Consider the following 26,428-nt stretch of genomic DNA (forward strand, 5'->3'; position numbering starts at 1 on the left):
CCGAACGACCCAAGCTGGACCTCTATCGCCCGAGTCGCCCCTGCCGGGGAGTCGACGGTGACCAAAACGATACGCAAAACCCTTGTAAATACGGCCCTGTTGGCGATGTTTAGCCAGGTAGATGCCCAAATGTCGCGCTGTGATGTGTGTTACAGAAGGGCCTGGAGGCGGAATCTTTCCTACAGGTTTCTTTGTTCCGCGTCATAGCTCGGGACAAAGTCCGCCAGAGCAGTGAAAGCCCCGAAGAGGGGACCGACGACGAAAAAGGTTTGGCTGACGATGAACAGCGCCACCGTCTCTGCCGAGCTTGGCCTTCGGCTTGTGGTCCCCGACCGTACCACCGTCCCCCTGCTCGCCGGACTCAGCTACACGGCCGATGATCCTTACGCGATCAGAATGGCCTTCCATGTGGGGAACGACGAACCGGTCGAGTGGATCTTTGCCCGCGAACTGCTGACAGTCGGCATCGTGCGGCGAGTTGGCGACGGAGACGTCCAGGTGTGGCCGGCGCGCGCCGATGGCGAGCGCACCCTGCACATCAGTCTCACGTCACCGTTCGGACAGGCCCTGTTCGAGGTGCCGCTGGCTCCGCTCACGGAGTTCCTGCACCGCACGTACGAGCTGGTCCCCGCCGGTCGCGAGACCGACTTCATGGACCTCGACGCCGAGCTGAGCAACATGCTCTGGAGCTCCTGACCCCCGAGGCCCGGAGCGGACGCTCAGCCCCTGAGCAGCTTCCGCATCCGGGCGATCTCGACGCCCTGCCCTGACAGGACGTCCTTCGCGGTGGCCAGCATGGCCCGATCCGCACCTGACGCGAGCTGTTGCCTGGCCATGGTCATCGCCTCCTCGTGATGGGCGATCATCAGGGTCAGGAAGAGCCGGTCGAAAGCCGCTCCCCTGGCCTGCCCGAGCCGGTTCATCTGCTCGGAGGTGACCGTGTGGCCGCCGTGCCGGCCGGAATGCCGGCCCGCCGACTCCAGCCATGAGGTCATGGCCGCGATCTCGGGCCGTTGTGCGGCGGCGATCCTGTCGGCCAGCGCCCGCAGCGCCGCCGACGGCGACCGTGACGCGACCAGCGCCGCCATCTCCAGCGCCTGCAGGTGATGCGGGATCATGCCCTCGGCGAACCGCACGTCGGCCGCCGTCACCCGTGCCTCGGACACGCCGAGGCGCTCGCCGGGCCTCGCCGTACGGCCGGCGTCACCCGGGCCGCCCGGGACGATCACCGGTGCGCCGGTGCCCGCGACCAGCGGGGTGCGCTCCTCGGTTCCGCCCGTCCCGCAGGCGGCGAGGACCGATGTCGCCGAGATCGCAACAATCACCCCGTAACGCCATCGCATTCCCCGCATACCCCCAATAATGGGGCAAGTTAATCGAGTGATGGGGACACCGTGCGATCGAGCGTGGCATTCGGCCTGGCGGCTCTGCTCCTTGCGACCGGATGCGGCGCGGGAGCCGGATCGGCGGCCCCTCCGGCCGTCTCCGCCTCGGCCGGCGGCCCGGAGGCCGGCTCAGGCGCCGGTTCGGCGGACGTCACGACCTCGGGAGACGCCACGCACAGCGCCAACGTCACACTCATGGCCAACGTGCCGCCGCAGGCGCCGCTCGACGGCCCCCAGTCCTGGGGCACCGACCTGGCCTTCCAGGGTGACCACGTGTTCGTCGGCAACTATGACGGCTTCAGCGTCTTCGACGTGTCCGATCCCGCCAGACCCAGGGCGATCAGCCGGGTGTCCTGCCCCGGCGAGCAGAACGACGTCTCGGTGCACGGGAACCTGCTCTTCCTGTCGGTCGACTCGCCGCGCGGCGGTCCGACGTGCGAGGCCGGATCGAGTGGGCAGGGCGGAGCCTGGGAGGGCATCCGGATCTTCGACGTCACCGACAAGGCCCACCCCCGGTTCGTCTCGGCGGTCAGCACCGACTGCGGCTCCCACACCCACACCCTGATCCCGGGCGAAAGCGGGGGCGGAGGGGACGGCGGGGAAAAGGTCTACCTCTATGTCTCCTCCCCCGGTCCGGAGCCCGAATCGAAGACCTGCCCGGCCCCGCACAACAAGATTTCCGTGGTCGAAGTGCCCACCGCCGACCCGGCCGGGGCCAAGGTGGTCTCGGAGCCGGTGCTCTCCGAGGGGGAGGGTGAGGAGGGCCTCGGCGGCTGCCACGACATCACGGCCTACCCGGAGAAGGACCTGGCCGCCGCCGCCTGCTTCGGCGACGGACTGCTGATGGACATCTCCGACAGGGTCCACCCCAAGGTGCTCCAGCGCGTGCGTGACGAGGAGAACTTCTCGATCTGGCACTCGGCGACGTTCAACAACGCGGCGACCAAGGTGGTCTTCGGCGACGAGCTGGGCGGGGGCGTCAGCGCCACCTGTGACGACGAGACGCCGAAGAACCACGGGGCGGACGCCGTGTACGACCTGACCCGGGACCGCGTGCTCCGTCTCCGCGGCTACTTCAAGATTCCCAGGAAGCAGCAGCCCGACGAGAACTGCGTCGCGCACAACGGCTCGCTGCTGCCGGTTCCGGGCCGGGACATCATGGTCCAGGCGTGGTATCAGGGCGGAGTGTCGATCTGGGACTTCACCGACGCCGACCACCCTCGCGAGATCGGCTTCTTCGAGCGCGGCCCCGTCGAGGGAGTGGGCGGCTCGTGGTCGGCCTACTACTACAACGGCCATATCTACTCCAGTGACATCACCAGGGGTCTGGACGTGCTCCGCATCGACGATCCGCTGACCGACGCGGCCGAGAAGGTCGTGCTCAAGGAGCTGAACGCCCAGACCCAGGTGTCCTATCCGGAGTGACGCCTCACGGGTCGAGGTCGGCGGCGCTCCGCTCGGCGAAGACCCGCATCGCCTTGGCCGTGATCGGGCCCGGCGCGACCGGCAGCACGGTCTGGTCGACCGCGCGGATCGGCTGGATGTCGCGGGTGGTGGAGGTCAGGAACGCCTCGTCGGCCTCGTAGAGGGCCGACAGCGGGACGTCCTCCTCGGCGCCGCCGCACCACTCCAGCGTGAGCGCCCTGGTGACCCCGGCCAGGCAGCCGGAGGCGAGCGTGGGGGTGAGCAGACGGCCGTCGCGCACGATGAAGATGTTGCTGCCGGTGCCCTCGCACAGGTTTCCGGCGAGGTTGCCGAAGATCGCCTCTCCCCCGCCCCTGGCCTTGGCGTAGAAGAGGGCCTTGGCGTTGTCGCCGTAGGAGGTGCTCTTCACCCCGGCGAGCGCGCCTCGCTCGTTGCGCGGCCAGGGCACGACGGTGACGTCGGCGGTGGCCGGGAACGGCTGCTGCTCGTCGACGATCACCACGCTGGTGCAGCCCTTGTCCCCGCGGTCGGAGCCGAGCGGGCCGGGGCCGCTGGTGTAGGTGATGCGGATGCGGCCGAGCCGCCACGGGGGCGCCTCGGCCAGGCAGGCCCGCACACCGGCGGCGATGGCCTCGACGTCCGGCTCGGGCAGGTCCATGCGCTGGGCCGAGAGCCGGAGCCGGTCGAGGTGGCGGGTGAGCGCGAACGAGACACCGTCGACGCACTTGATGGTCTCGAAAACCCCGTCCCCGACCATCAGGCCGTGGTCGAACACCGAGACGGTGGCCTGCTCCGGGCTGATGAGTTCCCCGTTGACCCATACGGGAACGTTCATACGACTCCTCCTGAACCTGCTGAACCTGACGTGGAAGCGAGCGCGATGAGCCGGGAGGCCTTCAACTCGGTCTCGCGCCACTCACGCTGCGGATCGCTGCCCCAGGTTATGCCCGCGCCCGTGCCGAAGTGGATCTCGCCGGACGAGAGCCAGAATGTGCGGATGCCCACGGCCAGCGACGCTCGGCGCCGGTCCGCGTCGACCCAGCCCACGGTTCCACAGTACGGCCCGCGCGGCTCGGGTTCGAGCTCATTGATGATGCGCAGGGCAGAGGATTTCGGGGCACCGGTCACCGAGCCGGGAGGAAAGGTCGCCGAGAACAGCTCCGGCCAGCCGAATTCCGGCGCGAGCCGGGCCCGGACCGTGGAGACCAGATGCACCAGGCCGGGATGCTCCTCCACCTCGCACAGCGCGGGCACGCGCACCGAGCCGACCTCGGCGACCCTGCCCAGGTCGTTGCGGACCAGGTCGACGATCATCACGTTCTCCGCGTAGTCCTTCTCCAGCAGGTCGTCGGCGACCACCCCGGTGCCCTTGATCGGCTTGGACTCGATCACATCGCCGTCTCTGGAGAGGTAGAGCTCCGGGGAGGCCGACACCACGCTGACCCCGGGCAGGCACACCGTGGCGGCGTAGGGGGCGGGGTTGCCCTCGGCCAGCCGTACGGCCAGCGCCGCCGGATCCGGGTCGCCGGGCAGCGGCGCGGTCAGCACCCGGCACAGGTTGGCCTGGTAGACCTCGCCCCGCTCGATGTGGGCGCGGATGCGGCGTACGCCGTCCTCATAGGCGGCCTGATCCAGCGAGCTGCGCCACGACGACGGGTGCGGGCCGCGCCAGGGTCCCCGGGGTCCGGGCAGCGGCGCGGGCCGGACGTCGGCGAATCTGGCGCACGTGACCTTGCCCTCGTAGTCGACCACGACGGCCCACCAGCCCTCGCCGTCGAGTGCGGCCAGGTCGGTGGTGACGTCACGGAGCCGGGTGGCCAAACGGCCCCCTACATGGGCAAATGAGTCGTACACCCCGCTATTGTCTCGCCGCTTCGGACAGCAGGTGCACCAGCGTGCGAGCCGCGGGCAGGGGTGTGCCCGGCAGGGCGGCGTGGACGGTCCGGTACGGGGCGAATTCACCGAGGGAGCCGAGCACGAGCTCGGGGGGCACGGCCCGCGCGGCGATCGCGGGCACCAGCGTGATGCCGAGCCCGGCCGCGACGAACCCGAACTTGCCGGTCCACTCGGCGATCCTGATCGTGGCACGGGGCGTGAACCCGGCGCGGGCGCACGCCTGTTCGAGCATGGTCGTCCCGCCGGGCGGGGGCGCCTCGATCCAGGTCTCCTCTCGCAACTCGCGCAGGTCGACCGTCTCCCGCCCCGCCAGCCGGTGGTCGCCGGGCAGCACGACCAGCAGCTCGTCCCGCACCAGCTCCACGATCTCCACCTCCTCGTCGTAGGGCAGGCCGGAGGGATAGTCGCTGACCACGGCGACGTCCAGGCCCCCCTCACGCAGCCGGCGCAGCAGGCCGCCGCTGGGCCCCTCGACGGGGGTGAGGGCGACCTCGGGGAAGCGCCGCCGGAAGGCTCGCAGGGCGCTCGGGACCAACGCGACGTTGGCGGTGGCGAAGGCGCCGACGCGCAGGCTCCCGCGGTAGCCGCCGTGGATGCCGGCCAGCTCCTCGGCTGCCCTGGCCAGCCGGTTCAGCACGACCAGCGCGTGCTGGTGGAGCGCCTCGCCGGCGGGCGTCAGCCGTACTCCCCGCGCGAGCCGGTCGAACAACGGCCCTCCCGCCTGTTGTTCGAGAGAGGCGATGCGCCGGGAGATCGCGGACTGGGTGTAGTTGAGCTGCGCCGCCGCTCCGGTGAAGGAGCCGGTGCGGGCGACCGCGTCGAGCAGGCGCAGCGCGTCGGTGTCGAACACATTCCTCCTTGGCATGGCTAGCATGAAATCTAGTCGCTGGTGGAATACCTTGGCCGCTCCTATCGTGGATCCCATGATCGCTTTTCTTGGACTGGGACATATGGGCGCCCTCATGGCGCGGCGGCTGGTGGAGGCCGGGCACAAGGTGACGGTGTGGAACCGCACGCCCCGCACGATCGAGGGGGCCGTGACCGCGGCGTCCCCCGCCGAGGCCGTGGCGGATGCGGAGGTGGTCGTCACAATGCTCAGCGACCCCGCCGCGGTCAAGCGGGTGCTCGCGGACGCGGCACCCGGGCTGGGATCCGGGGCACTGGTCGTGGAGATGTCCACGATCGGGCCGGAGGCGGTGGCAGAGCTCCGTGGCAGACTCCCCTCGCAGGTGGGCCTGGTGGACGCGCCGGTGCTGGGCAGCGTGCAGCCCGCGCGGGAGGGCACGCTGACGGTGCTGGCCGGCGGGCGGCCGGAGGATCTGGCGCGCTGCCGGAGGGTGCTCGAGGTGTTCGGCCGGGTCCGGGAGGTCGGCGGGCCGGGTTCGGGGGCCGCGATGAAGCTGGCCGTGATGAGCGCCCTGGTGCCCGCCCAGGTGCTGCTCGCCGAAACCGTCGCCTACGGCGAGGCCAACGGGGTGGACACGGCGGCGCTGCTGGACGTGCTCGGCGAGACCCCGCTGGGAACGCTCGTCGAACGGCTGCGCCCCGCCGTGGAGAACGGCCCGCCCGAGACGCGCTACGCCCTCGGCCTGGCGGCCAAGGATCTGGTGCTGGCCTCGCACGAGACGCAGACGCTCGCGGCCGCGGCCAGGGACAGGCTCCTGGAGGCGGCCGCCGCCGGGCTGGGCGGCGAAGACCTGACGGCCGTCTTCGGGCACGTCGGCACCGCCCGCCGTACCGGCGTGCGGAAGCTGAATCCGGCGTCGGTCCCGGCGACCAACGGGTATTACTCCCACGCCACCAGGACCGCGGACCTGCTGTTCGTCTCCGGCCAGGTGGCCCTGGACGCCGACGGACGGGTGGTCGGCGAGGGGGACATGGGGCGCCAGTCGGAGTATGTGATGGAGCTGCTGGCGCGCATCCTCGCCGACCAGGGCTGCACGTTCGACGACGTGACCCACATCCGGACGCATGTGACCGACATGTCGCTGCTGCAGGAGTACGGGGAGGTCCGCAGTCGTTACTTCACCGGCGAACCCCCGGCCAGCACGACCGTGGAGGTGTCACGGCTGTTCCATCCGGGGGTGATGCTCGAGGTGGAGGTGATCGCGGCTATCCCAGGGAGCCGGTGACCGACTCCGCGGCGGCGACGACCGTGTTGTCGGCGACGAGCCGGACGACCGCCTCGATCTCCGGGGCGAGGAAGCGGTCCGGGCCGGGGCCGGAGACCGTCTGACGCAGGGCGGTGACCACGGCCCCGGTCGCGGGGGCGGGCCGGTGCGGCGCGCGCAGGTCGAGCGCCCGGGCCGCGGTGAGGATCTCCACCGCGAGCACCCGGGTGAGACCGTCCACCGAGCGGCGCAGCTTGCGGGCGGCGGACCAGCCCATGGAGACGTGGTCCTCTTGCATGGCGGAGCTCGGGATGGAGTCGACGCTGGCGGGCACGGCCAGGCGCTTGAGCTCGGAGACGATCGCGGCCTGGGTGTACTGGGCGATCATGTGCCCGGAGTCGACGCCGGGGTCGTCGGCGAGGAAGGCGGGCAGGCCGTGGCTGCGGGCCACGTCGAGCATGCGGTCGGTGCGGCGCTCGGAGATGCCGGCCATGTCCGCGACCGCGATGGCCAGGAAGTCGAGCACGTAGCCCACGGGAGCGCCGTGGAAGTTGCCGTTGGACTCCACCCGGCCGTCGGCGAGGACCACCGGGTTGTCGATCGCGGAGGCGAGTTCCCGCGCGGCGACCGCGGCGGCGTGAGCGAGGGTGTCGCGGGCCGCCCCGGCGACCTGCGGGGCACAGCGCAGCGAGTAGGCGTCCTGGACGCGGGTGCAGGTGCCGTCCCGGTGGGAGTCCATGATCTCGGAGCCGGCCAGCAGGGCCCGGAGGTTGGCCGCGCTGACGGCCTGGCCCGGGTGCGGGCGCAGGGCCTGCAGGTCCGCGGCGAAGACGCGGTCGGTGCCGAGCAGCGCCTCCACGCTCATGGCCGCGCCGATGTCGGCGGTCTTGAACAGGCGGTCGAGGTCGTCCATGGCCAGGATCAGCATGCCCAGCATGCCGTCGGTGCCGTTGATCAGCGCGAGCCCCTCCTTGGCGGCGAGCTCGACAGGCTCGATGCCCGCCTGCTTGAGCGCCTCGGCGGCGTCCACGCGCTCCCCGGAGGCGTCCCGGACGACGCCCTCCCCCATGATCGTGAGGGCGACGTGGGAGAGCGGTGCGAGGTCGCCCGAGCAGCCGAGGCTGCCGTACTCGTGCACCACGGGGGTGATCGACGCGTTGAGCAGGTCCTGGAGCACCTTGGCGGTCTTCGGGCGCACGCCGGTGTGACCGGTCGCCAGGGTGTGCAGACGCAGCAGCATCAGCGCCCGGGTCACCTCGGTCTCCACCTCGGGGCCGGAGCCGGCGGCGTGCGACCGGACCAGGGAGCGCTGCAGCTGGGCCCGGAGGGAGGGGTCGATGTGCCGGGTGGCCAGCGCCCCGAAGCCGGTCGACACCCCGTAAGCGGGGGTGGGGCTCTCGGCCAGCTCGTCCACCCGGGTGCGGGCCGCGGCCATGGCCGCCACGGCGTCGTCGGTGAGACGCACCGGGGCGCCGTGGCGGGCCACCCTGACGACCTCTTCGAAGCTCAGCGGCTCCGGCCCGATGTTCACGACCTCGTTGTCGCGCATGGCGTCACTCTCTCGCACTAGGTAACTGGCGTATGCGATGTTAGCCCCTTACAGGGGGAGATCGCCGCTATGTTCCTCCTGCCCCGTTCCGTCACCTCCTCACCGCCCCGCCACGAGGTCCGCTCCGGCCGTGGCCGGGACGGACTCCACCGCCGATCGCCGGGCCCGCGGCCGGGATCATGGCCGGGATCGCCCGGGACGCCGGAGGAGCGGACACGCTCCGGTTTGGGGAGTCGGCGAGTATTCGCTAGAGTTCTACGCGTGAGACCGGGCCGAGCCCGGCGAAAACACGCGGAAGTGGCTCAGTGGTAGAGCATCACCTTGCCAAGGTGAGGGTCGCGGGTTCGAATCCCGTCTTCCGCTCGAAGGGCCTTCGGGCTCTCACTCCGGTGGAGTGGCCGAGAGGCGAGGCAACGGCCTGCAAAGCCGTGTACACGGGTTCAAATCCCGTCTCCACCTCTTGTGTTTCATGCGAGGACGATTAGCTCAGCGGGAGAGCGCTTCCCTGACACGGAAGAGGTCACAGGTTCAATCCCTGTATCGTCCACCACCATCCATGTCGCCTATGGGTCGAACGGCCGCCAAAATCCCAGCTCGGAGACCTTGGCGGCCTCTGGTTTTTCGCCGGGGTCCCGTTCACGGACGCGGTTTCGGACACCCTCCGATGACGCCCGGAACACTGTGGTCACGCCTCGAAGACGATGCGGGACGCGCCACTGATCGTTGATCGGCATCCGGAAACAGCGGAAACCTGCGGAGCATTTTAGGATCTTTTTCTTGACACCGCGTATTTCCCTCGTCTCGGGATTTTGCTGATCAAAGCCATACTCGCGCTACAGGTCCGTGAATCAGACCGAAAAAGCTGATTTATCCATAAATTTCTGGTTGTCACCGATCCAGCAGGCTACGAATGACAGGGGACGGGGTCGGCCCGGGGCGGCCGTCACCGGCGAGTTCACGCTCCCGGATAGCTGCCGAAGCTCCACAGGTTGTTCCAGGGGTCGAGCACGCTGAAGCCGCGACCGCCGTAGTCCTCGTCCTTGACGCTCCGCACGACCCGGGCACCGGCGGCGGTGGCCCGGGCGAACAGGACGTCGGGCTCGTCGACCACCACGTAGATCGAACCGCCGCCGACCGGCCGGGCGCACTCGTCACCCCCGTCGGCCGAACCGAGCATGATCCCGCCGCTGCCGGCCGGCCAGCCGAGCTCGGCGTGGTGAACGGTCCCGCCCTCGCCGTAACAGGCCCGTTCGACGAAGCCGAACGCACCGACGAGGAAATCGATCGCGGTCCGTACGTCCCGATAGGTCAGACAGGGCCAGACCGAGGGGTTCGCGGAGGGATTGGAAGGGGATGTGCCTTCGGCACCGATGATCTGTGTCATGGAGCTCATCCTGGCTCCCGCTGCGAGCCGTGGTCTTGGACGGATGGGAGCTCCGCCAGCCATCGGGTCGCGGTGATGCCGGCCAGATCGCGAAACTCCCGGGCCAGGTGGGCCTGGTCGAAGTAGCCGCATTCGACCGCCACTTCGGCCAGCGGCGGGCGGGCCGCGGACCGCAGCCGCCGGCAGACCCGCTCGAAGCGGATCACCCGGGCCGCGGTTTTCGGCGGCAGGCCGACCTCGCGGCGAAACCGCTCTCCGAGGTGGCGCCGGCTCCATCCCAGCTCCCGGGCCAGCTCACCGACCGGCAGTCGCCCGCCCGTCTTCTCCAGCCGCCACCACGCCTGGGCCACCTCCGCGGGCGGCTCGGCGTGGCGGTCGTCGATGAGCCCGGCCAGGACATGGTCGAGCACCCCGAACCGCTGCCGCCAGCCCGGCGCGCCGGCCAGCCGGGCGGCCAGTTCCTCGGCGCGGCGGCCGAGCAGGGACCTCAGGTCGACCACGTCGCCCGCGAACTCCCCGGCCGGCGCGCCCAGCAGCGCCCGGGCACCCCGCCAGGTCAGATCGAGCTGCACGCCGTACTGATGGCCGTCGTGCGAGAGCACGGCCGGGGCGTCGTGCAGCCCGGCCACCATCGAGGAGAGGGAGACCGGCGGGCGGGTCCGATCGGGCATCGAGACCACGTCGACCGTACCGGACAGGCACACGACGAGCGTCAGATGCGCCGAGGGCAGGCCCTGGTGCAGACCGGGCGGGCCGACCAGGCGGTAGCCGGTGTATCCGGACACGAAACGGCGCAGCACCGGCGCGGGCCTGGACCGGCCGTACTCCGACACCTCCTCCATCCGCACAGATTACGGCCCCGGTGCCGAACCGGCGCGCCGGAGCGTTTCTGCGACGACGCCGCCTCCCGTGCGGGGCCGGCCGAGGCCGGCCGCCGAGCCCGCCGGACATGGAGCCCCGTCCGTTCACGGAGCGGGGATCGGAGCGGGGATCAGGGGCCGAGACCGGCGGTCAGGCGCAGCAGGAGCAGGGCGATGTCGTCACTGCGATGGCTGGTCTGCTGGGCGTACCGGATCAATGCGTCGGCCACGTCGTCCAGGTGCTGGCCTCCCGTGTCTGCCAGCACCGAGCCGAGCTCGGCCAGGGCGTCGTCGAGGTCGACCCCGGGTGTCTCGATAAGACCGTCGGTGTAGAGGGCCAGGGTGGAGCCGGCCCGCAGGGGGATCTCCGTACGCGGGTATTCGGCCTCCGGATCGACGCCCAGCATCAGGCCGCCGGCCACGTCCAGCACCTGCACGTCGCCGTCGGGACTGCGCAGGAGAGGCTGGGGATGGCCGGCGCGGGTCAGGCACGCCACGTGATGACGCAGGTCGAGATGGGCGTAGACGCACGTGGCGAACAGGCCGGGGTCCAGGTCGGTCAGCAGGTGGTTGGTACGGGCCAGGACCTCACCGGGATCGGCGCCGGCCGTGGTGTAGGCGCGCACCGCGGTGCGCAGCTGGCCCATGAGGGCCGCGGCGGTGACGTTGTGTCCCTGGACGTCGCCGACGATGGCGGCGACGGTTTCGTCGGTGAGCCGGATGACGTCGTAGAAGTCTCCCCCGATGTCCATGCCCTCGGTTCCGGGCAGGTAGCGGGCGGCCGCCGTCAGACCGGGCAGACGGGGCAGGGCGTGGGGCAGCAGGCCTTCCTGCAGGCCGTGGGCGAGCTCCAGCTTGGTGTCGTAGAGACGCGCGCGTTCCAGCGCCTGGGCGAGCAGGCCGCCGAGGGAGGTCAGCACGGCGCGTTCCTCGACGGTGAAGCGATGGGGCCGGGAGAAGGCGAGGATCCAGGTGCCGATGGGCCGGCCCGAAGCGATCAGCGGCACGAACGCCCAGGCCGCCATTCCGTCGTCCGGGGCGACGGCCAGGGGGTAGATCTGGTCCAGATCCTCGCTGGACTCGAAGAAGCTGGGCACGCCGGCGATCATCGTCCGCACGCTCGGGGTGGGCGAGGTCAGCGGCAGGCGTTCGTAATGCTTGGTGACGTCGGGCTGGTAGCCGCGGTGGCCGACGACGCTCAGCCTGCCGTCCTCGGCCGTCAGCAGGGCCATGGCCTGCCCGCCGAAGGCCGGCATCATGTGGTCGGCGACCAGGTTCACCACGTCCTGCACGCCGGCGACCTCGGTCAACGCGCTCGCCAGATGCAGCACGTGATAGATGGCCCCCACCCGGGTGGGCATCGCCGGATCGACCGTCGGCGTGAGCTCCGGAACATCCTGCGGCTCCACCGGAGCAGGGGTGATGCGCACGGTGATGCCGGAGACGGACGGGTAGAGATCGAAGGACAGCCACCGGTCCGGAGGGCGCAGCGCCACGAACGAGGTCGGCTGCTGGCTGATCATCGCTCCGCGGTAGCGGTCCTCGTACACCGGGTCGTTCAGCCAGGGCAGCACCGTCCACGGCTGCGCGCCGACCAGCCGCCGTGGCGACTCACCGATCAGTGCGGCCCCCCGGGGACTGATGAAGGTGAGGCGGCCGTGATTGTCCAGGGTGCAGAGGCCCTCCGGCAGGCGCGCCATCATCGCCTCCACCTCTTCGGTCTGCCCTGCGCTGGGCGGGACGAGCACGAGCGGCTCCTGATCCGTCCGGCCCAGGCGGCCGGTCCGGACGATCTCCTCAAGAGTCCGCGCCAGGCCCCCGGCGGCGGACCTGAGACGAGCGCGCTCGCCGGAGGACAGCCGCGACGCGTGGGAGCCGGGCCAGACCACGAACATCGCCCCGTAGGCGGCCGTGGCGGTGACCAGCGGCATCGCGGCCAGGCAGAACTCGTAGGGCAGGGCGAGCGCGATGCCCGGGTAGCGGCGCACCATCTCCTCCTCGCCCCCCACCCACACCAGCCGCCTCTCCCGGAACGCGTCGGCCACCGGAGCGGGGGCGGTCAGGCTCACCCGCTCCCACGGCCGGACGAACTCCCGCGTCAGCCCCTCCATCACCACCAGTTCCAGCACTCGGCGGTCAGGAGTCAGGCGGTAGATCGCGCCCGCGTGGGCGCCGACCTCCGCCAGCATGGCGCCGATGCCCTCGGCCAGCGTGTCGGGACCGTCCCCGCCGGGCTCCTCGGGCCCGCCGTCCGGAGGGAGGAGTCGTCCCACCACGGTCAGCCCCTCATTTCCCGGCCCGCGGCCACGGGCCGATCAGATCACCCCGCCGCCGCGCACCGGCTCTCCCGCCGGGGAGCCGCACGCCGGCTCCTTCGCCGGGGACAGACCCGGCAGGCATCGGCTCCCGCCCCGTCGCTCGACACGACCTCATGCACATGTATGGACGATACCCTCGCCGACCAGGAGCTTTGCCAACACCTTCGGGCAAAGGGCACCGATCCCGGCGAACCTTATGGACATCGCCATATGGACGATGCCCCCATGCGAGCGATGCTTGGGTTCTAATGATCCCCGCAACACCCTGAAGTCAGGGAGCTGCGGGGATCATGGGTTTTGAGGTGCTGAAGGCGAGGTTCTTCGAGGCACTGGACCGGGAGGACGGCAGCGTCACCGCTGCTGCTCTTGCAGCCGGGGTGAACCGCAATACGGCGTTCGGGTGGGCCCGTCGGGCCGGTGTACGTGGTCGTGGCAAGCCCGGCGCGTCCGGACATCCGGGCCGGGCGGAGTACGAGCGGCTGCGTGCGGCCGGAGTCCGACGCCGCGATGCCGCCGCGCAGGTCGGCGTCCACGAGCGCACCGCCCAGGACTGGGACCAGGGCATCCGGCAGATCGGCCATTCGCGACTGCACGCTGATGGCCGCCTGATCGACTATAAGACCGGTGTGATCACCATCAGCGCCAGTGCAACCAAGCCGTCCCTCGCGGCGGTCGACGCGCGGCTGCACCCTCGGTTCCTGAACGTGACCGAGCGGGAGACGATCGCTGACATGCACCGGGCCGGCGACTCGCTGCGGGCTATCGGACGAGCTCTGGGCCGACCGGCGTCCACGATCAAGCGGGAGATCGACGCTCGGGCGGTCGACGGCGTCTACCAGCCGCACCGGGCCCAGAGGGCCTGGGCCGAGAGCCGGCTGCGGCCCAAGGCCTCGAAGCTCACCGCAGACGGTCCGCTGCGTCGATACGTTGAGGACAAGCTGCGCGAACGCTGGTCCCCAGAGCAGATCTGTCACGCTGTGGTCATCGAGTTCCCCGGCAACGAGAGCATGCGGGTGAGTCCGGAGACGATCTACCAGGCGATCTATGTCCAGGCCCGTGGCGGACTGCGCCGCCAGGTCGCTGACGCGTTGCGCACCGGGCGCACCCGCCGCAAGCCGCGCAAGACTCCTCAGCAGCGCACTCGCCGCTTCGTCGACGAGATGGTGATGATCTCCGAGCGGCCACCGGAGGTCGAGGACCGGGCGGTTCCGGGCCACTGGGAAGGCGATCTGATCGTCGGTCCCCGAAGCGAGAGTGCGATCGTGACCCTGGTCGAGCGCTCCACCCGCTACGTCCTGCTCGGACATCTGCCCGGCGGACACACCGCCGAGGAGGTCCGCGACGTGCTGGTGCCTCTGATCCAGACCCTGCCCGAGCACCTGCGCGGCTCGCTGACCTGGGACCAGGGTTGCGAGATGGCCGCGCACAAGCAGTTCACCGTGGCCACAGGCGTGCCGGTCTACTTCTGCGACCCCCACTCGCCCTGGCAGCGTGGATCGAACGAGAACGTCAACGGCTTACTGCGCCAGTACTTCCCCAAAGGCACCGACCTGTCCGTGCACAGCCCCGCAGATCTCGAACACGTCGCCCAACAACTCAACGGCCGACCACGCAAAACGCTCGGCTGGGGAACCCCAGCCGAGCGCCTGCGTGATCTACTGACAGCCACGTAAGTGGCAGGTGTTGCGAGGATCCCTAGAATCCGCCGATGGGCGGCACAGGGGCGTCGCCATGCGAGTGATCGCGTCATCCGGACTACCGGGAGGCACCGCCCGGATGACGGGTGCGGTCTCGGCGCCGGGTCAGCGTCCTGCGCCCGCGTCGGCGATCCGATCCGCGAGCCCGCCGTGACGCTCCCGGAGCTCACGCTTGAGGATCTTGCCGCTGGGATTCTTCGGGAGCGCCTCGACGAACGCGAACGCCTTGGGCACCTTGAACGGCGCCAGCCGTTCACGGACGTGTGCCCGCAGCTCCTCCTCGGTGACGGCCGCACCGGCCTTGGTCACCACGATCGCGACGACCGCCTCGATCCAGCTCGGATGGCTGAGCCCGACGACCGCCACCTCGGCGACGGCGGGGTGCTCGTAGATCGCTTCTTCGACCTCTCGACTGGCGACGTTCTCCCCACCGGTCTTGATCATGTCCTTGATCCGGTCGACGACCGTGAGGTAGCCCTCCGCGTCCATCGTCCCCAGATCGCCGGAGTGGAACCAGCCGCCGCGAAACGCCTCGGCGGTCTTGCCCGGGTCGTCGAGGTATTCGAGGATGGCGTGCGGGCTGCGATGGACGATCTCCCCGATCTCGCCCGTGGGGACGTCCCGGCCTTCCGCGTCCACCACCCGGGTCTCCACGTTCAGGGCGGCCTGACCCGCGGATCCGGCCTTGCGGATCTGGTCCTCCGGCTGGAGCATGACGGCGACGGGTGCCATCTCCGTCTGGCCGTAGAAGTTCCATAGCCGCACCCCCGGCAGCCGCTCACCGATCTCCTTGAGCACCTCCACGGGCATGATCGCCGCCCCGTAGTAGCCCTTGCGCAGCGAGGAGAGGTCGCGCCTTTCGAAGTCCGGGTGGCGCAGCATGCCGATCCACACCGTCGGCGGCGCGAAGAACTTGGTCACCCGGTGGGTTTCGATGGCGGCGAGCACCGCGGCCGGGTCGGGCCCGGGCAGGATGACGCTGGAGGCTCCGAGCTGGATGTCGGGCACCAGGAAACAGTGCTGCTGCGCGCAGTGGAACAGCGGCATCGAGTGCAGTTCGATGTCGTCGCGGTCCATGCCTCCGTCGATGACGCAACTGCCGTACTGGGCGATCAGCGCGGCGTGGGACAGGACCGCCCCCTTGGGACGCGACTCGGTACCCGAGGTGTAGAGGATCTGGGCCGGATCGTCCGGGGCGATGGGCACCGCGGGCTCACCGGGGTCCGCGTGGTCCAGCAGGGTGGAAAACGCCTCCCAGCCCTCCACCGCCTCGCCGTACACGATCCGCGTCCGCAGGTGGTCCGTCGCCTTGATCGCCTCTTCCGCGACCGGCAGGAGCGCGTCCTGCACGAGCAGGGCGACAGCCGAGGAGTGACCGAGGACGTAGCCGACCTCCTCGCCCCGCAGCATGAAGTTGACCGGCACCAGGACCGCGCCCGCGCGGGCGACCGCGAAGATCGTCTGAACGTACTCGACGCTGTTGCGCGAGAGCACCGCGACCCGATCGCCGACGCCCACTCCCCTTTCGATGAGCGCGTTGGCGATCCTGCCGGCGTCCTCGTCGAGCTGGGCGTAGGTCCGGGCGCTCACGCCGTCCGACACCGCCGGCCGGCCGGGGTGACGCCGGGCGGATCGGCGAAGCAGGTCGGCCAGCGAGTGGCGGCGGGCAAGCGCGACATCCGCCCGCTCCGGGGCTCCGGCAAAAGTCATGGGCTTCTCCAGAAATGACTACAACAGATAAAACTTCTGGTAAGCGTAGTGACATTCACCCTTCCCGGGGAGGGGCTCCGTACGGCGGGCTCGGCTTCTCCGGCCGTCGGCGCGAGGTCACGGAGCGTCGCCCGCCGTCGCCCGCCGCCGCCCGTCATGGCCCGCCACGGCCCGCCGCCGCGCGGGATGCCCGGCGGCCCTGACGGCGGAGTGATCTGCCGGTCCGCCGGGTACGGAGGTGTGCGGAAGCGGGACCGGATTCGCCGTCGGAGCGCGTGCCGTCCCGATCGCGTCCGTGGAAGCGGGGATCGCGGCTTCCACGACCACGAGGCGTCCGGGGGACGCCGTCGCCGAGGGCCTCCGCCGGGTGGCACGGGCGCCGTGCCGCCCCTTGCACGGCGTCGTCACCTCGGGTCCGCGAGCAGGGGGATGCCATGACCGAACACATCTCGGCCCCGGGCGACCTGGGTCGCCGGGTGGCGCATCGACGCAGGTCTCTCGGAATGACCCGAGAGCAGCTGGCCGAACGGGCCAGGATCGACCCCGGCTACCTCGGATACCTGGAGGAGAACGCCGCCGCGCCCGGCGTGAGCACCGTCAACCAGCTGGCCGCCGCCCTGGGCACCAGCAGCGACGAGCTCCTCGGCGGCACCGTGGACGTGCCCCCGGGACGAGGTCCCGCGGGCACGCGACCGCGGCTGGAGAAGCTGGACGCCGAGGAGTGCATGAGGCTCATCTCACCGGGCGGCGTGGGAAGGGTGGCCTTCGTCAACCCCACCGGGCCGGTGGTGATGCCGGTCAACTACGTGATCCACGACGGGGCCGTGCTGCTGCGCACCGCGTTCGGCGGCCCCCTCGACGACGACCTGCGCACCGGCGTCGAGGGGGTCGAGTTCAAGATCGCCTTCGAGGTCGACCGCATCGACGACCCCGGCAGGGAGGGCTGGAGCGTGCTCGTCCGGGGCCCCGCCCATCACATCTCCGCCGAGGAGGAGCAGGCGGCCGTGGCGGGCGCGGACGTCGAACCGTGGGCGGGCGGTGAGCGCAGGCTCTACATCCGCATCGCTCCCACCGAGGTCACCGGCCGCCGCATCCGCCACGCCCCGGCGTGACCCGAGACGGGCCCGCCGGGTATGGGCGCCCTCCTGGGCGCGGGTGATCGCCCTAGGTGCAGGTGATCTTCGGATCGGCCCAGTCCGCGTGGTCGTAGTCGACACCGTTACCGCCGTCGGTGACGACCAGGCGCAGGCCGAGGCCGCCGGTGAGGTTCGCGGTCAGCGTCCTGGCGGGGTCGTTGACCGTCATGAGCCCGCTGTCGGCGACCTTGACACCGTCCAGGTAGAGCTGGAACACCACCGCCCCCACCGTGCCGACCTCGTCGTCCAACCCCACCTTGGCCTGCACCGACGAGCACTCTCCACCGAGGAAGTACTCGATCTCGCCGGCGGCGTGGACGCCCAGTCCCTTGGCGAACGTGACGCCCCCGACGGTCAGCGTACGGCCGTCTCCAGCGGCCTGCTCGCCGTTGCTCCGGTCGCGCTCCACCGGCCCCCAGCCGTTCACGGCGCTGCTCCACGGCAGGTCGCTGAGCTGTGTCGTGCCGGCCGGAGGGCCGTCACCACAGGAAAGACGGGCGTCGGTCCAGTCGGCGTGGTCGTAGCGGATGTCGTCGCCCGCGTCGGTGACGACCAGGCGCAGCGTGGTTCCTCCCGTGACGTCGGCGTTCAGCCGCCGCGCCGCGTCGGCGCCCGTCATCCGGCCGCTGTCGGCGATCTTGACCCCGTCGCGGAAGATCTGGAAGACCACCGACCCGTTCGCGCCGACCTCGTCGTCCACTCCGACCGCGACCGTCACCGCGCGACACTTCCCGCCGAGGTGATAGGTGATCTCACTGCCGGCGTGGACGCCCAGTCCCTTGGCGTACGGCACGTTCTGGATCGTGAGGGTGCGGCCGTCCCCGGCGGCCTGCTCACCGTTGCTGAGGTTGCGCTCGGCCGGTCCCCAGCCGTTGCTCGCCGAGGTCCAGGGCAGGTCGCCGAGCTGTGACAGGCCGGTGGGGGGCGGTATCAGGCCGCTCGGCGTCACCCGGAGCATCACGGTGCCGTGCCCCGGTACGCTCGCGCTGATCGCCCCGGTGGTGGAGGTCACCGCCTTGGACCAGAGGTCCTTCAGCGAGTAGGCGGACGCGCCTCCCATGCCCGCCTCGGTGACGGTGGTGGCGATGGTCTTGGCCGAGGAGGTCTCGTTGACCAGGGCGACCGCGCGATCGCCGTTGCTGAGCGTCTTGGCGAGGACCGTGAGCCCGTTGTCGCTCTTGACCACCGTCGCCTGCCTGCCGAGCGGATCCTGGTTGACCGCGATCACGTCAGTGTTCTTGAGGATGTCGAACGTCGCCTGGGAGGCGGTGCGCAGGTCGGTGCCGATCAGCAGGGGGGCCGCCATGATGGCCCAGGTGCTGAAGTGGGTGCGGTATTCGGTGTCGGTCATCCCGCCGTTGCCGACCTCCAGCATGTCCGGGTCGTTCCACGCGCCCGGCCGCGCGTACGGCGCCAGGTCCCGGTTGCGCTTCATGATGTCGAGCATGGACGCCCAATTGTCGCTGATGTCCCCGGTGGTACGCCAGGAGTTGCCGACGCTCTGGGCCCAGTTCCACGGCTGGTTGGCGCCCCACTCGCAGATGCTGAAGAGGATCGGGCGGCCACTGCTCGCCAGCGCGTCCCGCATCGCCGTGTACCGCTGTTGCGCGCTCTGCCCCAGATGGTCGCCGCAGTTGTCGTATTTGAGGTAGTCGACGCCCCAGGAGGCGAACAGGGCGGCGTCCTGCTGCTCGTGACCGATGCCACCGGGGAATCCGAGCGTGTCGCAGGTCTTGGTGCCGGCGCTGGTGTAGAGGCCGAACTTCAGGCCTTTGGCGTGCACGTAGTCCGCCACGGCCTTGATCCCGTTGGGGAAGCGCACCGGATCGGGCACCAGGTTGCCCTGGGCGTTGCGCTGGGGCAGCGCCCAGCAGTCGTCGATGTTGACGTACTGGTAGCCGGCGTCCTTGAGCCCCTTGCCGACGAAGATGTCGGCGATGCCCTTGACCATCGTCTCGTTGAAGTCGGCGCGGCAGTGGGTGGAGTTCCAGTTGTTGAACCCCATGGGCGGCGTTCTGGCCAGGCCGTTGTCGAGGGCCAGCGCGGCGGGCGCGGCGCCCACGACCGCCGCCGTGACGACGGCGGGCACGACCAGGGAGGCGGTGATGAGAGCTGAGCAGGACAACCCGGACAGGACTGAGGTGAGGCGGCGCATGGTGTGCTCCCGCTGTTCGGCTGGACGCATCGGGCGGGTACGGCTGACGCCGTACGGGGGGTGCGATGTGCATGCAGACGAGGAGGTCTTTTATCAAAAGAGACCATGAATCACCGTAATCAAGCAATACCAATCATGATTAAAACTGAATTTCGACATACATCATCAAAAAAGGGAATGTTCCCCCGAGAAAATGTTGGTCGCTGTGCTATGACGGCGAGGATTCCCGGCGGTCGCCCATCTCGGCCGCCCGGCCACTCACCAACCTCGGCCATCCGGCCGCCCGACCATTCACCCACCTCGCCCATCCGGCCGTCCGGCCGCTCGCCCATCCCGGCGGGCGCCGGGTCCGGCGGTCAGGGGCGCAGTTCCCGCCAGATCGCCTTCACGGCCTGCTCGTGAGCCCAGCGGGGACCCCGGCCGGGCAGTCCGAGCAGCACGTCGGCGGCGAGACTGTCCATGATCCGGCACATTCGCGTGGCGTAGTCCTCCGGGTCGTCCACCGGCCGCCACAGCCCCTCCGCCGCGCCCCGGGTCACGATGCCGGCCAGCTCTCGCACCCAGGTGCCCATGAATCCGGCGATCCTGGCGAGCGTCTCCTCGTCCTGCGGCGGGCGGGCGATGACCTGGGCCCACAGCCGCCAGCGGACGTCTCTCGGGCCGCCGGGGAGATACAGCTCCGCCAGGCGGCCGAGCGCCTGACCGGGGTCGGTGACGGCCGCGAGCTCCGCCGTCCGGCGCTCGGCCAGCTCGTCCTCGCTGAGCAGCAGCGTCGAGACGAGGATCCGGTCGCGCTTGCCGAAGTAATACATGACGTGACCGCTGCTCATGCCCGCCCGCTCGGCGATGTCGCGCACCCGCAGCCGCTCGGGCCCCACCTCGTCGATCGCCAGCAGCGCCGCTCGCAGCACGTGCGCTCGCACGTCGGGGCGCTCCAGCTTCGCAGTCATGACACCTACCGTACAGGTTTAGAATACTGCTCTAAGTTTGAAAACGGTTCTAAAAGGGGGGCGGCTGTGCGGCTGACACCTGCGGAGCGCGATCGCCTGCTGCTGTTCACGGCGGCCGGGCTGGCGCGCGCCAGGAAGGCGAGAGGTTTGCGGCTGAACGTGCCGGAGGCCACCGCGCTGATCGCGGACACGGTCTGCGAGGCCGCGCGCGACGGGGTGCGGCTGGCCGAGGCCGTCGAGGCCGGCCGCCGGGCGCTCGGCCCGGACGACGTGCTGCCCGGCGTTGCCGACGTCGTCACCGAGGTGATGGTCGAGGCGGTCTTCGACGACGGCACCCGGCTGGCCGTGGTGACCGACCCGTTCGGCGGCGGCTCGCTCGGGGCCGAGGCTCCCGGCGCGGTGATCGCGGCGTCCCCGTCCCCCGGTGAGGACGCCGAGAAGGGCGCCGGCGCGGAAATCGTCGAGATCGAGGTGTTCAACACCGCGACCGTACCGATCAGCGTCACCTCGCACTTCCACTTCTTCGAGGTCAACCCCCGGCTCCGGTTCGACCGGGCCGCCGGATACGGACGCCGGCTGGCCGTTCCGGCGGGATCCACCGTCCGGTTCGATCCGGGCGAGAGCCGTACGGCGAGGCTGGTCCCGATCGGCGGCGCCCGGGTGGCGATCGGGTTCGCCGGGCTGGTGGACGGGCCACTGGACGCGCCCGGCGCGTTCGAACGGGCCATGGGGAAGGCGCGGGCCTGCGGCTATCTGGGAAGCGAGCCCACGGGCGGAGAACGAGTGACGGGAGAGGACGGACGATGAGCGTCTACGGCCCCCGTAGGGGAGATCGGGTCAGGCTCGGCGACTCCGGCCTGGTCGTCGAGGTCGAGCACGACTCGCAGAAGCCCGGGGAGGAGTTTCTCGCCGGGTTCGGCAAGACCGCCCGCGACGGCCTGCACCTGAAGGCCGCCTCGATCGGGGAGACCTGTGACCTGGTGATCAGCAACGTGCTGATCCTCGATCCGTTCCTGGGCGTGCGGACCGCCTCGATCGGGGTGCGCGAGGGGCGCATCCACGCCGTCGGCCGGGCCGGCAACCCCGACACCCTGGACGGCGTGGACGTGGTGGTCGGCACCGGGACCACGATCGTGTCCGGCGAGGGGCTGATCGCCACGGCGGGGGCGATCGACACCCACGTGCACCTGCTCAGCCCGCGCATCATGGAGGCCTCCCTCGCCTCCGGCGTCACCACGATCATCGGCCAGGAGTTCGGGCCGGTCTGGGGCGTCGGGGTGAACTCACCGTGGGCGCTGCGGCACGCTTTCAACGCCTTCGACGCCTGGCCGGTGAACATCGGCTTCCTGGCGCGCGGCTCCTCCTCCCACGCGGCCCCGCTGGTCGAGGCGCTGGTCGAGGGCGGCGCCAGCGGCTTCAAGGTGCACGAGGACATGGGGGCGCACACCCGTGCGCTGGACACCGCGCTGCGGGTCGCCGAGGAGCACGACGTGCAGGTGGCCCTGCACACCGACGGCCTCAACGAGTGCCTGTCGGTGGAGGACACCCTCGCGGTCCTGTCCGGAAGGACGATCCACGCCTTCCACATCGAGGGGTGCGGCGGCGGCCACGTGCCGAACGTGCTCAAGCTGGCCGGGGTGGCCAACGTCATCGGCTCCTCCACCAACCCGACGCTGCCCTTCGGCCGCGACGCCGTCGCCGAGCACCACGGGATGATCGTCTCGGTGCACGGGCTCCGGCCCGAGCTGCCGGGGGACGCCGCGCTGGCCCGGGACCGGATCCGGGCGGGCACCATGGGCGCCGAGGACGTGCTGCACGACCTCGGGGTGATCGGCATCACCTCCTCCGACGCCCAGGGCATGGGCCGGGCGGGCGAGACGGTCCGCCGGACGTTCGCGATGGCAGGAAAGATGAAGGGCGAGCTGGGCGCGCCGGAGGGCAACGACAACGAGCGCGTGCTGCGCTACCTGGCCAAGCTGACGATCAACCCGGCCATCGCGCACGGCCTGGCACACGAGGTCGGCTCGCTGGAACCGGGCAAGCTGGCCGACATCGTGCTGTGGCGGCCGGATCACTTCGGCGCCAAGCCTCAGCTCGTGCTGAAGGCCGGCTTCCCCGCCTACGGTGTGACCGGAGACCCGAACGCCTCCACCGACACTTGCGAGCCGCTGGTGCTGGGCCCGCAGTTCGGAGCCTACGGCGCGACCGCCGCGGATCTGTCGGTGGCCTTCGTCAGCGGCGCGGCGGCCGACGCGGCGGCCGATCACATGACGACCCGCCGCCGCCGTGTCGGCGTGCGGGGCACCCGCGGCATCGGTCCCGCGGACCTGGTCCGCAACTCCCGGCTCGGCTCCGTCCAGGTGGACCCGCTCGGCCAGGTCACCCTCGACGGCGACCCGGTCCGCTCGTCCCCCGCCGAATCGGTCTCGCTCAGCCGCCTGTACTTCCTCTGACACCCCCTGCCCGGCCCGCCTCTCTCTCCGATCCTCTGACTAGGAGCCCGAACCGTGTTCTTCATGCCGCCGGAGTGGCACCCGCACACCCGTACCTGGATGTCCTGGCCGGTCTCCGGATACGCGCTCACCGACCCCGAGGCCTCCTATCGCGCGTGGTCGAGCGTGGCCAACACGATCGTCCGCTACGAGCCGGTCACCATGGTGGTCGACCCGGGCGAGCGCGAGTCGGCCGCCCGATGGCTGGCTCCCGAGGTCGAGGTGATGGAGCAGCCGCTGGACGACTCCTGGATGCGCGACAACGGCCCGACCTTCCTGGTGGACGGCCGGGGTGGCCTTGCCGGGGTGGACTGGACCTTCAACGGGTGGGGCTGGAACGTCCACGCCAAGGACGACCTGGTCGCCGAGGCCGTCCTGGAACGGGCCGGGGCCACCCGGTTCCGTTCGGAGATGGTCAACGAAGGCGGCGGCATCCACGTGGACGGCGAGGGCACGGTCATCGTCACCGAGACCGTGCAGCTCGGCGACAGGCGCAACCCCGGCTGGAGCAGGGAGCGGGTCGAGACCGAGCTCGGCGCCCGGATCGGCGTGGAGAAGGTGATCTGGCTGCCGCGCGGTCTCACCGCCGACTACGGCAAGTACGGCACCAGCGGCCACGTGGACCTGCTCGCCTCCTTCGCCCGCCCGGGCCTGGTGCTCTGCCACGTCCAGCCCGACCCGGACCACCCGGATTATGAGGTCACCCGGGAGAACCTGGCGATCCTGCGCTCCTCGACCGACGCCAGGGGCCGCCGGCTGGAGGTCGTCGAACTGATCGCCCCGCAGACCCGCGAGGCCGACGGGGAGCTGGTCGACTACTCCTACGTCAACCACTATCTGGCCAACGGCCTGGCCCTGCTGTGCTCCTTCGACGATCCGCGCGACGCCGCGGCGGCCGAGATCTTCGCCAAGCTCTTCCCGGAGCGGGCCATCGAGACAGTGGACGCCCGTCCCATCTTCGCCCTCGGCGGCGGGATCCACTGCATCACCCAGCAGCAGCCGCGCCCCTGACCGGCCCCCGGGCACGGCTGCGGGAAGGCGGGTCTTCACCGGCCGTCCATGGGATTGTCCGGATCCGGCCACTCTAAGAAATAGATCTTGTCAATCTGAGCGATTAGTGCGAATACTTGCGATTTGTTCTTATTTCCAAGAGAGGCATCGCGATGAAGCGCGTCATTGTTCACAAGCCTGGCACCGTCCCGCTCCGCGGGTCCGCGAGTCCCAAGCACGTCGGCTGAACCGAAATCACAGAACCGGCGCCCAGCGATGGGCGCCGGGCCTCAGAACGACATAAAACCTCAGAACAACATAAAGGAGACTGGTGAGTCGGGGATCGATCCCACTGGAAAACCCGCCCCTTCCCCCTCTGCTCCTGCCCCCCGTGGACGGGGACCGGCGCCTGCGGGGGCCGTACACCGCGGCGGGTGCGATCGTCTCGGCCCTGGCGCCCGCCGCCCAGCCGGAGCTGGTCTCTCGCTATGACATAGAGCTGCGCGCCGTGGCGCCCGACCTGCACGGGCTGATCCCCGTCAGGCGCCGGTCGGTGGCCGACCATGTGTCCAGGGCCGAACGGATCCTGGTGCACGCGCCCCGCCGCACGCTCCGCCTGGCGAACGGGCTCGCCGAGTTCGTCCGCGAGCACCTGGCGGAGACCGGACCGCGGACGCTCGTCGTGGAGAACGTCCACGAGGCCGACCCCACCGACCGCGAGTTCCTTGCGGTGCTGCGACGGCGGATCGCCCCGGAACTGCTGACCATCGTGATAGGCGAGCATGCCGTACCGGAGGAGCCCCTCAGCCCGGAGGAGCACGACGCGCGGGCCGACGAGCTGGAGCGGGAGGGGACGGTCGGCGCGCGGCTCGGGGCGATTCCCTACCACCGCGAGCGCGGCGGCGATCCGCGCAAGGCGGTGGAGGCGTTCCGGTTCGCGGTGGAGTGGTGCCTGGACGCGGGCTGTCACGACGCTGTGGCCGAGCTGGGCCTGCGCGCGCTGGAGCTGACCGACCCGGCCGCCGAGCCGGAGATCTGGTGGCGCTTCCTGCACAGCACCGCGACCGCGCTCGGCTCGCTGAACCGCGAGGAGGAGGCCGAGGCGTTGTTCGACCTCGCCAGGCGCCGGAGCGTCTCCCCCGTCACGCACGCGGCCGCCGCCTACGCCACCGGGATGCTCAAGGTCCGCCACCACGACCCGGCACGGCGCGATCTGAACGCCGCGCTGGCCTGGGTGAACCAGGCGATCGCCATCTCCACGCTGCTTCCCGACCCGCACGAGCGCGCGTTCAAGCTGGGTTTCGACCTCAACGGCCGGGCGCTGGTGGAGGTACGGCTCGGCAACCCCGCCAAGGCGCTGGAGCTGGTCCAGGAGGCGGTGGCGCTGGCCGAGCACGGCCTGCGGCCGGGCGAGCACCCGATCCACCGGCTGGTGCTGCTGGCCAACCGGGCGCAGCTGGCCGTCATGCTGGGCCGTCCAGAGGAGGCACTGGAGGATCTGGACGCGGTGATCGCGGCCGATCCCGGCTACCCCGACTACTACATCGACCGGGGCAATCTGCTGCACCGGCTGGGCAGGCGGGAGGCGGCGATCGCCGACTACGAGACGGCGATGCGGGTCGGCCCGCCCTTCCCCGAGCCGTACTACAACCGGGCCGAGATCCGTTTCTCCGACGGAGACCATCGGGGCGCGCTCGTCGATCTGGACCACGCGCTGGAGCTGGACCCGGAGTTCGTGGACGGGCTGGCCAACCGGGCCGGGCTGCTGGCCGCGCTGGGCGAGTACGGCAGGGCCAGGGCCGACGCGGAGAGCGGGCTCGCGCTGGACCCCGCCAACCCGTACCTGCTGTGCGCGCTGGGCCAGGTCGAGATGGCCCAGGGCCGTTACAAGGAGGCGCGGGCCGCCTTCGACCAGGCTCTGGAACGTGCCCCGTCGCTGGCAGCGGCCTGGGCCAACCGGGGGATGCTGGCCTTCGAGACCGGCGACCCCGGGGCGGCCGTGGCCGACTTCACCCGCGCCCTCGAACCCGGGGCGGACCCCGCGCTGCTGTTCAACCGGGCGATGGCGCTGCGCGCCGCCGGCCGGGAGGAGGAGGCGGTGGCCGATCTCACCCGGGCGCTGGAGCTGGCGCCGGACGACGAGGACATCAAGCGGGAGCTGGCGGGCTGAAGAGCAGGCCGTGACGTCAGACTTCGGGGCCGGCGGCGAGGACCGGCCCCGACCCGGCGAACCCGCACGACCCCGACCCGGCGAACCCGCACGACCCCGACCCGGCGAACCACGCGGCCCGATCCGGCGAACCGCGCACCCCTGACCCGGCGAACCCGCACGACCCCGACCCGGCGAACCACGCGGCGCCGTAGGCCGGG

20 protein-coding genes and 3 tRNA genes are annotated in these 26,428 nt (G+C 70.7%); 12 read left to right on the top strand and 11 right to left on the bottom strand.

Features of this window, described 5'->3' with window-relative positions; all coding sequences use genetic code 11:
* The first annotated feature begins 279 nt into the window (after positions 1-279).
* Positions 280-696, top strand: coding sequence for an SsgA family sporulation/cell division regulator (locus ACQPYK_RS31975; RefSeq protein ID WP_012892610.1), 417 nt, complete (start codon positions 280-282; stop codon positions 694-696).
* Between the two features lie 23 nt (positions 697-719).
* On the opposite strand, the gene ACQPYK_RS31980 is transcribed toward ACQPYK_RS31975, so the two are convergent.
* Positions 720-1,352, bottom strand: a complete 633-nt coding sequence (locus ACQPYK_RS31980; protein WP_433239075.1) for a DUF305 domain-containing protein — start codon at positions 1,350-1,352, stop codon at positions 720-722.
* Positions 1,353-1,394: 42 nt separating this feature from the next.
* Here ACQPYK_RS31980 and ACQPYK_RS31985 point away from each other — a divergent pair, with 42 nt between their 5' ends.
* Positions 1,395-2,810, top strand: a complete 1,416-nt coding sequence (locus ACQPYK_RS31985) for an LVIVD repeat-containing protein (protein WP_433239078.1) — start codon at positions 1,395-1,397, stop codon at positions 2,808-2,810.
* 4 nt (positions 2,811-2,814) lie between these two features.
* Here the strand turns inward: ACQPYK_RS31985 and ACQPYK_RS31990 are convergent, their stop codons facing one another.
* From ACQPYK_RS31990 to ACQPYK_RS32000, 3 genes are read right to left on the bottom strand one after another with little or no spacing between them, the layout of a single operon-like run.
* Entirely contained in the window at positions 2,815-3,645 is an 831-nt protein-coding gene (locus ACQPYK_RS31990) for an aminotransferase class IV (RefSeq protein WP_433239081.1), read from the bottom strand.
* Positions 3,642-4,664 (bottom strand): chorismate-binding protein, encoded by a 1,023-nt coding sequence (locus tag ACQPYK_RS31995; RefSeq protein ID WP_433239084.1) that lies wholly within the window; start codon positions 4,662-4,664, stop codon positions 3,642-3,644. Before ACQPYK_RS31995 ends, ACQPYK_RS31990 begins: the two co-directional genes overlap by 4 nt.
* 4 nt (positions 4,665-4,668) lie before the next feature.
* The gene (locus ACQPYK_RS32000; protein WP_433239087.1) at positions 4,669-5,556 is read right to left on the bottom strand and encodes a LysR family transcriptional regulator; all 888 of its coding nucleotides are present in this window, start codon (positions 5,554-5,556) and stop codon (positions 4,669-4,671) included.
* A 73-nt stretch (positions 5,557-5,629) separates the two neighbouring features.
* On the opposite strand from ACQPYK_RS32000, the gene ACQPYK_RS32005 reads away from it, so the two are divergent.
* Positions 5,630-6,838, top strand: a complete 1,209-nt coding sequence (locus ACQPYK_RS32005) for an NAD(P)-binding domain-containing protein (RefSeq protein ID WP_433239090.1) — start codon at positions 5,630-5,632, stop codon at positions 6,836-6,838.
* Here ACQPYK_RS32005 and hutH read toward each other — a convergent pair.
* Positions 6,819-8,366, bottom strand: coding sequence for a histidine ammonia-lyase (gene hutH / locus ACQPYK_RS32010; protein ID WP_433239093.1), 1,548 nt, complete (start codon positions 8,364-8,366; stop codon positions 6,819-6,821). The genes ACQPYK_RS32005 and hutH overlap by 20 nt on opposite strands.
* A gap of 291 nt (positions 8,367-8,657) precedes the next feature.
* Between hutH and ACQPYK_RS32015 the strand changes: the two genes are divergently transcribed.
* From ACQPYK_RS32015 to ACQPYK_RS32025, 3 genes are all read left to right on the top strand, one after another.
* Positions 8,658-8,729 (top strand) — tRNA-Gly (locus ACQPYK_RS32015).
* 25 nt (positions 8,730-8,754) lie between these two features.
* Positions 8,755-8,825 (top strand) — tRNA-Cys (locus ACQPYK_RS32020).
* Between the two features lie 16 nt (positions 8,826-8,841).
* Positions 8,842-8,916, top strand: a tRNA-Val gene (locus ACQPYK_RS32025).
* A gap of 405 nt (positions 8,917-9,321) precedes the next feature.
* On the opposite strand, the gene ACQPYK_RS32030 is transcribed toward ACQPYK_RS32025, so the two are convergent.
* From ACQPYK_RS32030 to ACQPYK_RS32040, 3 genes are all read right to left on the bottom strand, one after another.
* Complete coding sequence (locus tag ACQPYK_RS32030) at positions 9,322-9,750, bottom strand: VOC family protein (protein WP_433239096.1); 429 nt, start codon at positions 9,748-9,750, stop codon at positions 9,322-9,324.
* Positions 9,751-9,755: 5 nt separating this feature from the next.
* Positions 9,756-10,592, bottom strand: a complete 837-nt coding sequence (locus ACQPYK_RS32035) for a helix-turn-helix domain-containing protein (protein WP_433239099.1) — start codon at positions 10,590-10,592, stop codon at positions 9,756-9,758.
* A 149-nt stretch (positions 10,593-10,741) separates the two neighbouring features.
* A complete protein-coding gene (locus ACQPYK_RS32040) occupies positions 10,742-12,886 on the bottom strand; it encodes a SpoIIE family protein phosphatase (RefSeq protein ID WP_433239102.1) in 2,145 nt (714 codons plus the stop codon).
* A gap of 332 nt (positions 12,887-13,218) precedes the next feature.
* Here ACQPYK_RS32040 and ACQPYK_RS32045 point away from each other — a divergent pair, with 332 nt between their 5' ends.
* Entirely contained in the window at positions 13,219-14,601 is a 1,383-nt protein-coding gene (locus ACQPYK_RS32045) for an IS30 family transposase (protein WP_433239105.1), read from the top strand.
* 129 nt (positions 14,602-14,730) lie between these two features.
* On the opposite strand, the gene ACQPYK_RS32050 is transcribed toward ACQPYK_RS32045, so the two are convergent.
* Positions 14,731-16,335: an acyl-CoA synthetase gene (locus ACQPYK_RS32050; protein WP_433239108.1), complete on the bottom strand. Its 1,605-nt coding sequence runs from the start codon at positions 16,333-16,335 to the stop codon at positions 14,731-14,733.
* Positions 16,336-16,769: 434 nt separating this feature from the next.
* On the opposite strand from ACQPYK_RS32050, the gene ACQPYK_RS32055 reads away from it, so the two are divergent.
* Positions 16,770-17,447: a helix-turn-helix domain-containing protein gene (locus tag ACQPYK_RS32055; protein ID WP_433239111.1), complete on the top strand. Its 678-nt coding sequence runs from the start codon at positions 16,770-16,772 to the stop codon at positions 17,445-17,447.
* Between the two features lie 52 nt (positions 17,448-17,499).
* Here the strand turns inward: ACQPYK_RS32055 and ACQPYK_RS32060 are convergent, their stop codons facing one another.
* Both ACQPYK_RS32060 and ACQPYK_RS32065 read right to left on the bottom strand, forming a co-directional pair.
* Complete coding sequence (locus ACQPYK_RS32060; RefSeq protein ID WP_433239114.1) at positions 17,500-19,626, bottom strand: NPCBM/NEW2 domain-containing protein; 2,127 nt, start codon at positions 19,624-19,626, stop codon at positions 17,500-17,502.
* A gap of 356 nt (positions 19,627-19,982) precedes the next feature.
* Positions 19,983-20,576 carry a TetR/AcrR family transcriptional regulator gene (locus ACQPYK_RS32065; protein ID WP_433239117.1) on the bottom strand — a complete coding sequence of 198 codons (594 nt, stop codon included), beginning with the start codon at positions 20,574-20,576 and terminating at the stop codon, positions 19,983-19,985.
* A 66-nt stretch (positions 20,577-20,642) separates the two neighbouring features.
* Between ACQPYK_RS32065 and ureA the strand changes: the two genes are divergently transcribed.
* The 4 genes from ureA to ACQPYK_RS32085 all read left to right on the top strand — a co-directional run bounded on the left by ureA (position 20,643) and on the right by ACQPYK_RS32085 (position 26,228).
* On the top strand, positions 20,643-21,383 hold the full coding sequence (ureA, locus tag ACQPYK_RS32070) for an urease subunit gamma (protein ID WP_433239120.1): 741 nt from the start codon (positions 20,643-20,645) through the stop codon (positions 21,381-21,383).
* A complete protein-coding gene (locus ACQPYK_RS32075) occupies positions 21,380-23,029 on the top strand; it encodes an urease subunit alpha (protein ID WP_433239123.1) in 1,650 nt (549 codons plus the stop codon). Before ureA ends, ACQPYK_RS32075 begins: the two co-directional genes overlap by 4 nt.
* 63 nt (positions 23,030-23,092) lie before the next feature.
* Positions 23,093-24,079 (top strand): agmatine deiminase family protein, encoded by a 987-nt coding sequence (locus ACQPYK_RS32080; protein WP_433258970.1) that lies wholly within the window; start codon positions 23,093-23,095, stop codon positions 24,077-24,079.
* A gap of 310 nt (positions 24,080-24,389) precedes the next feature.
* The gene (locus ACQPYK_RS32085; protein ID WP_433239126.1) at positions 24,390-26,228 is read left to right on the top strand and encodes a tetratricopeptide repeat protein; all 1,839 of its coding nucleotides are present in this window, start codon (positions 24,390-24,392) and stop codon (positions 26,226-26,228) included.
* The last annotated feature ends 200 nt before the right edge of the window (positions 26,229-26,428 follow it).

The sequence above is a fragment of the Streptosporangium sp. CA-135522 genome (genome assembly GCF_050949235.1).
Lineage (GTDB): Bacteria > Actinomycetota > Actinomycetes > Streptosporangiales > Streptosporangiaceae > Streptosporangium.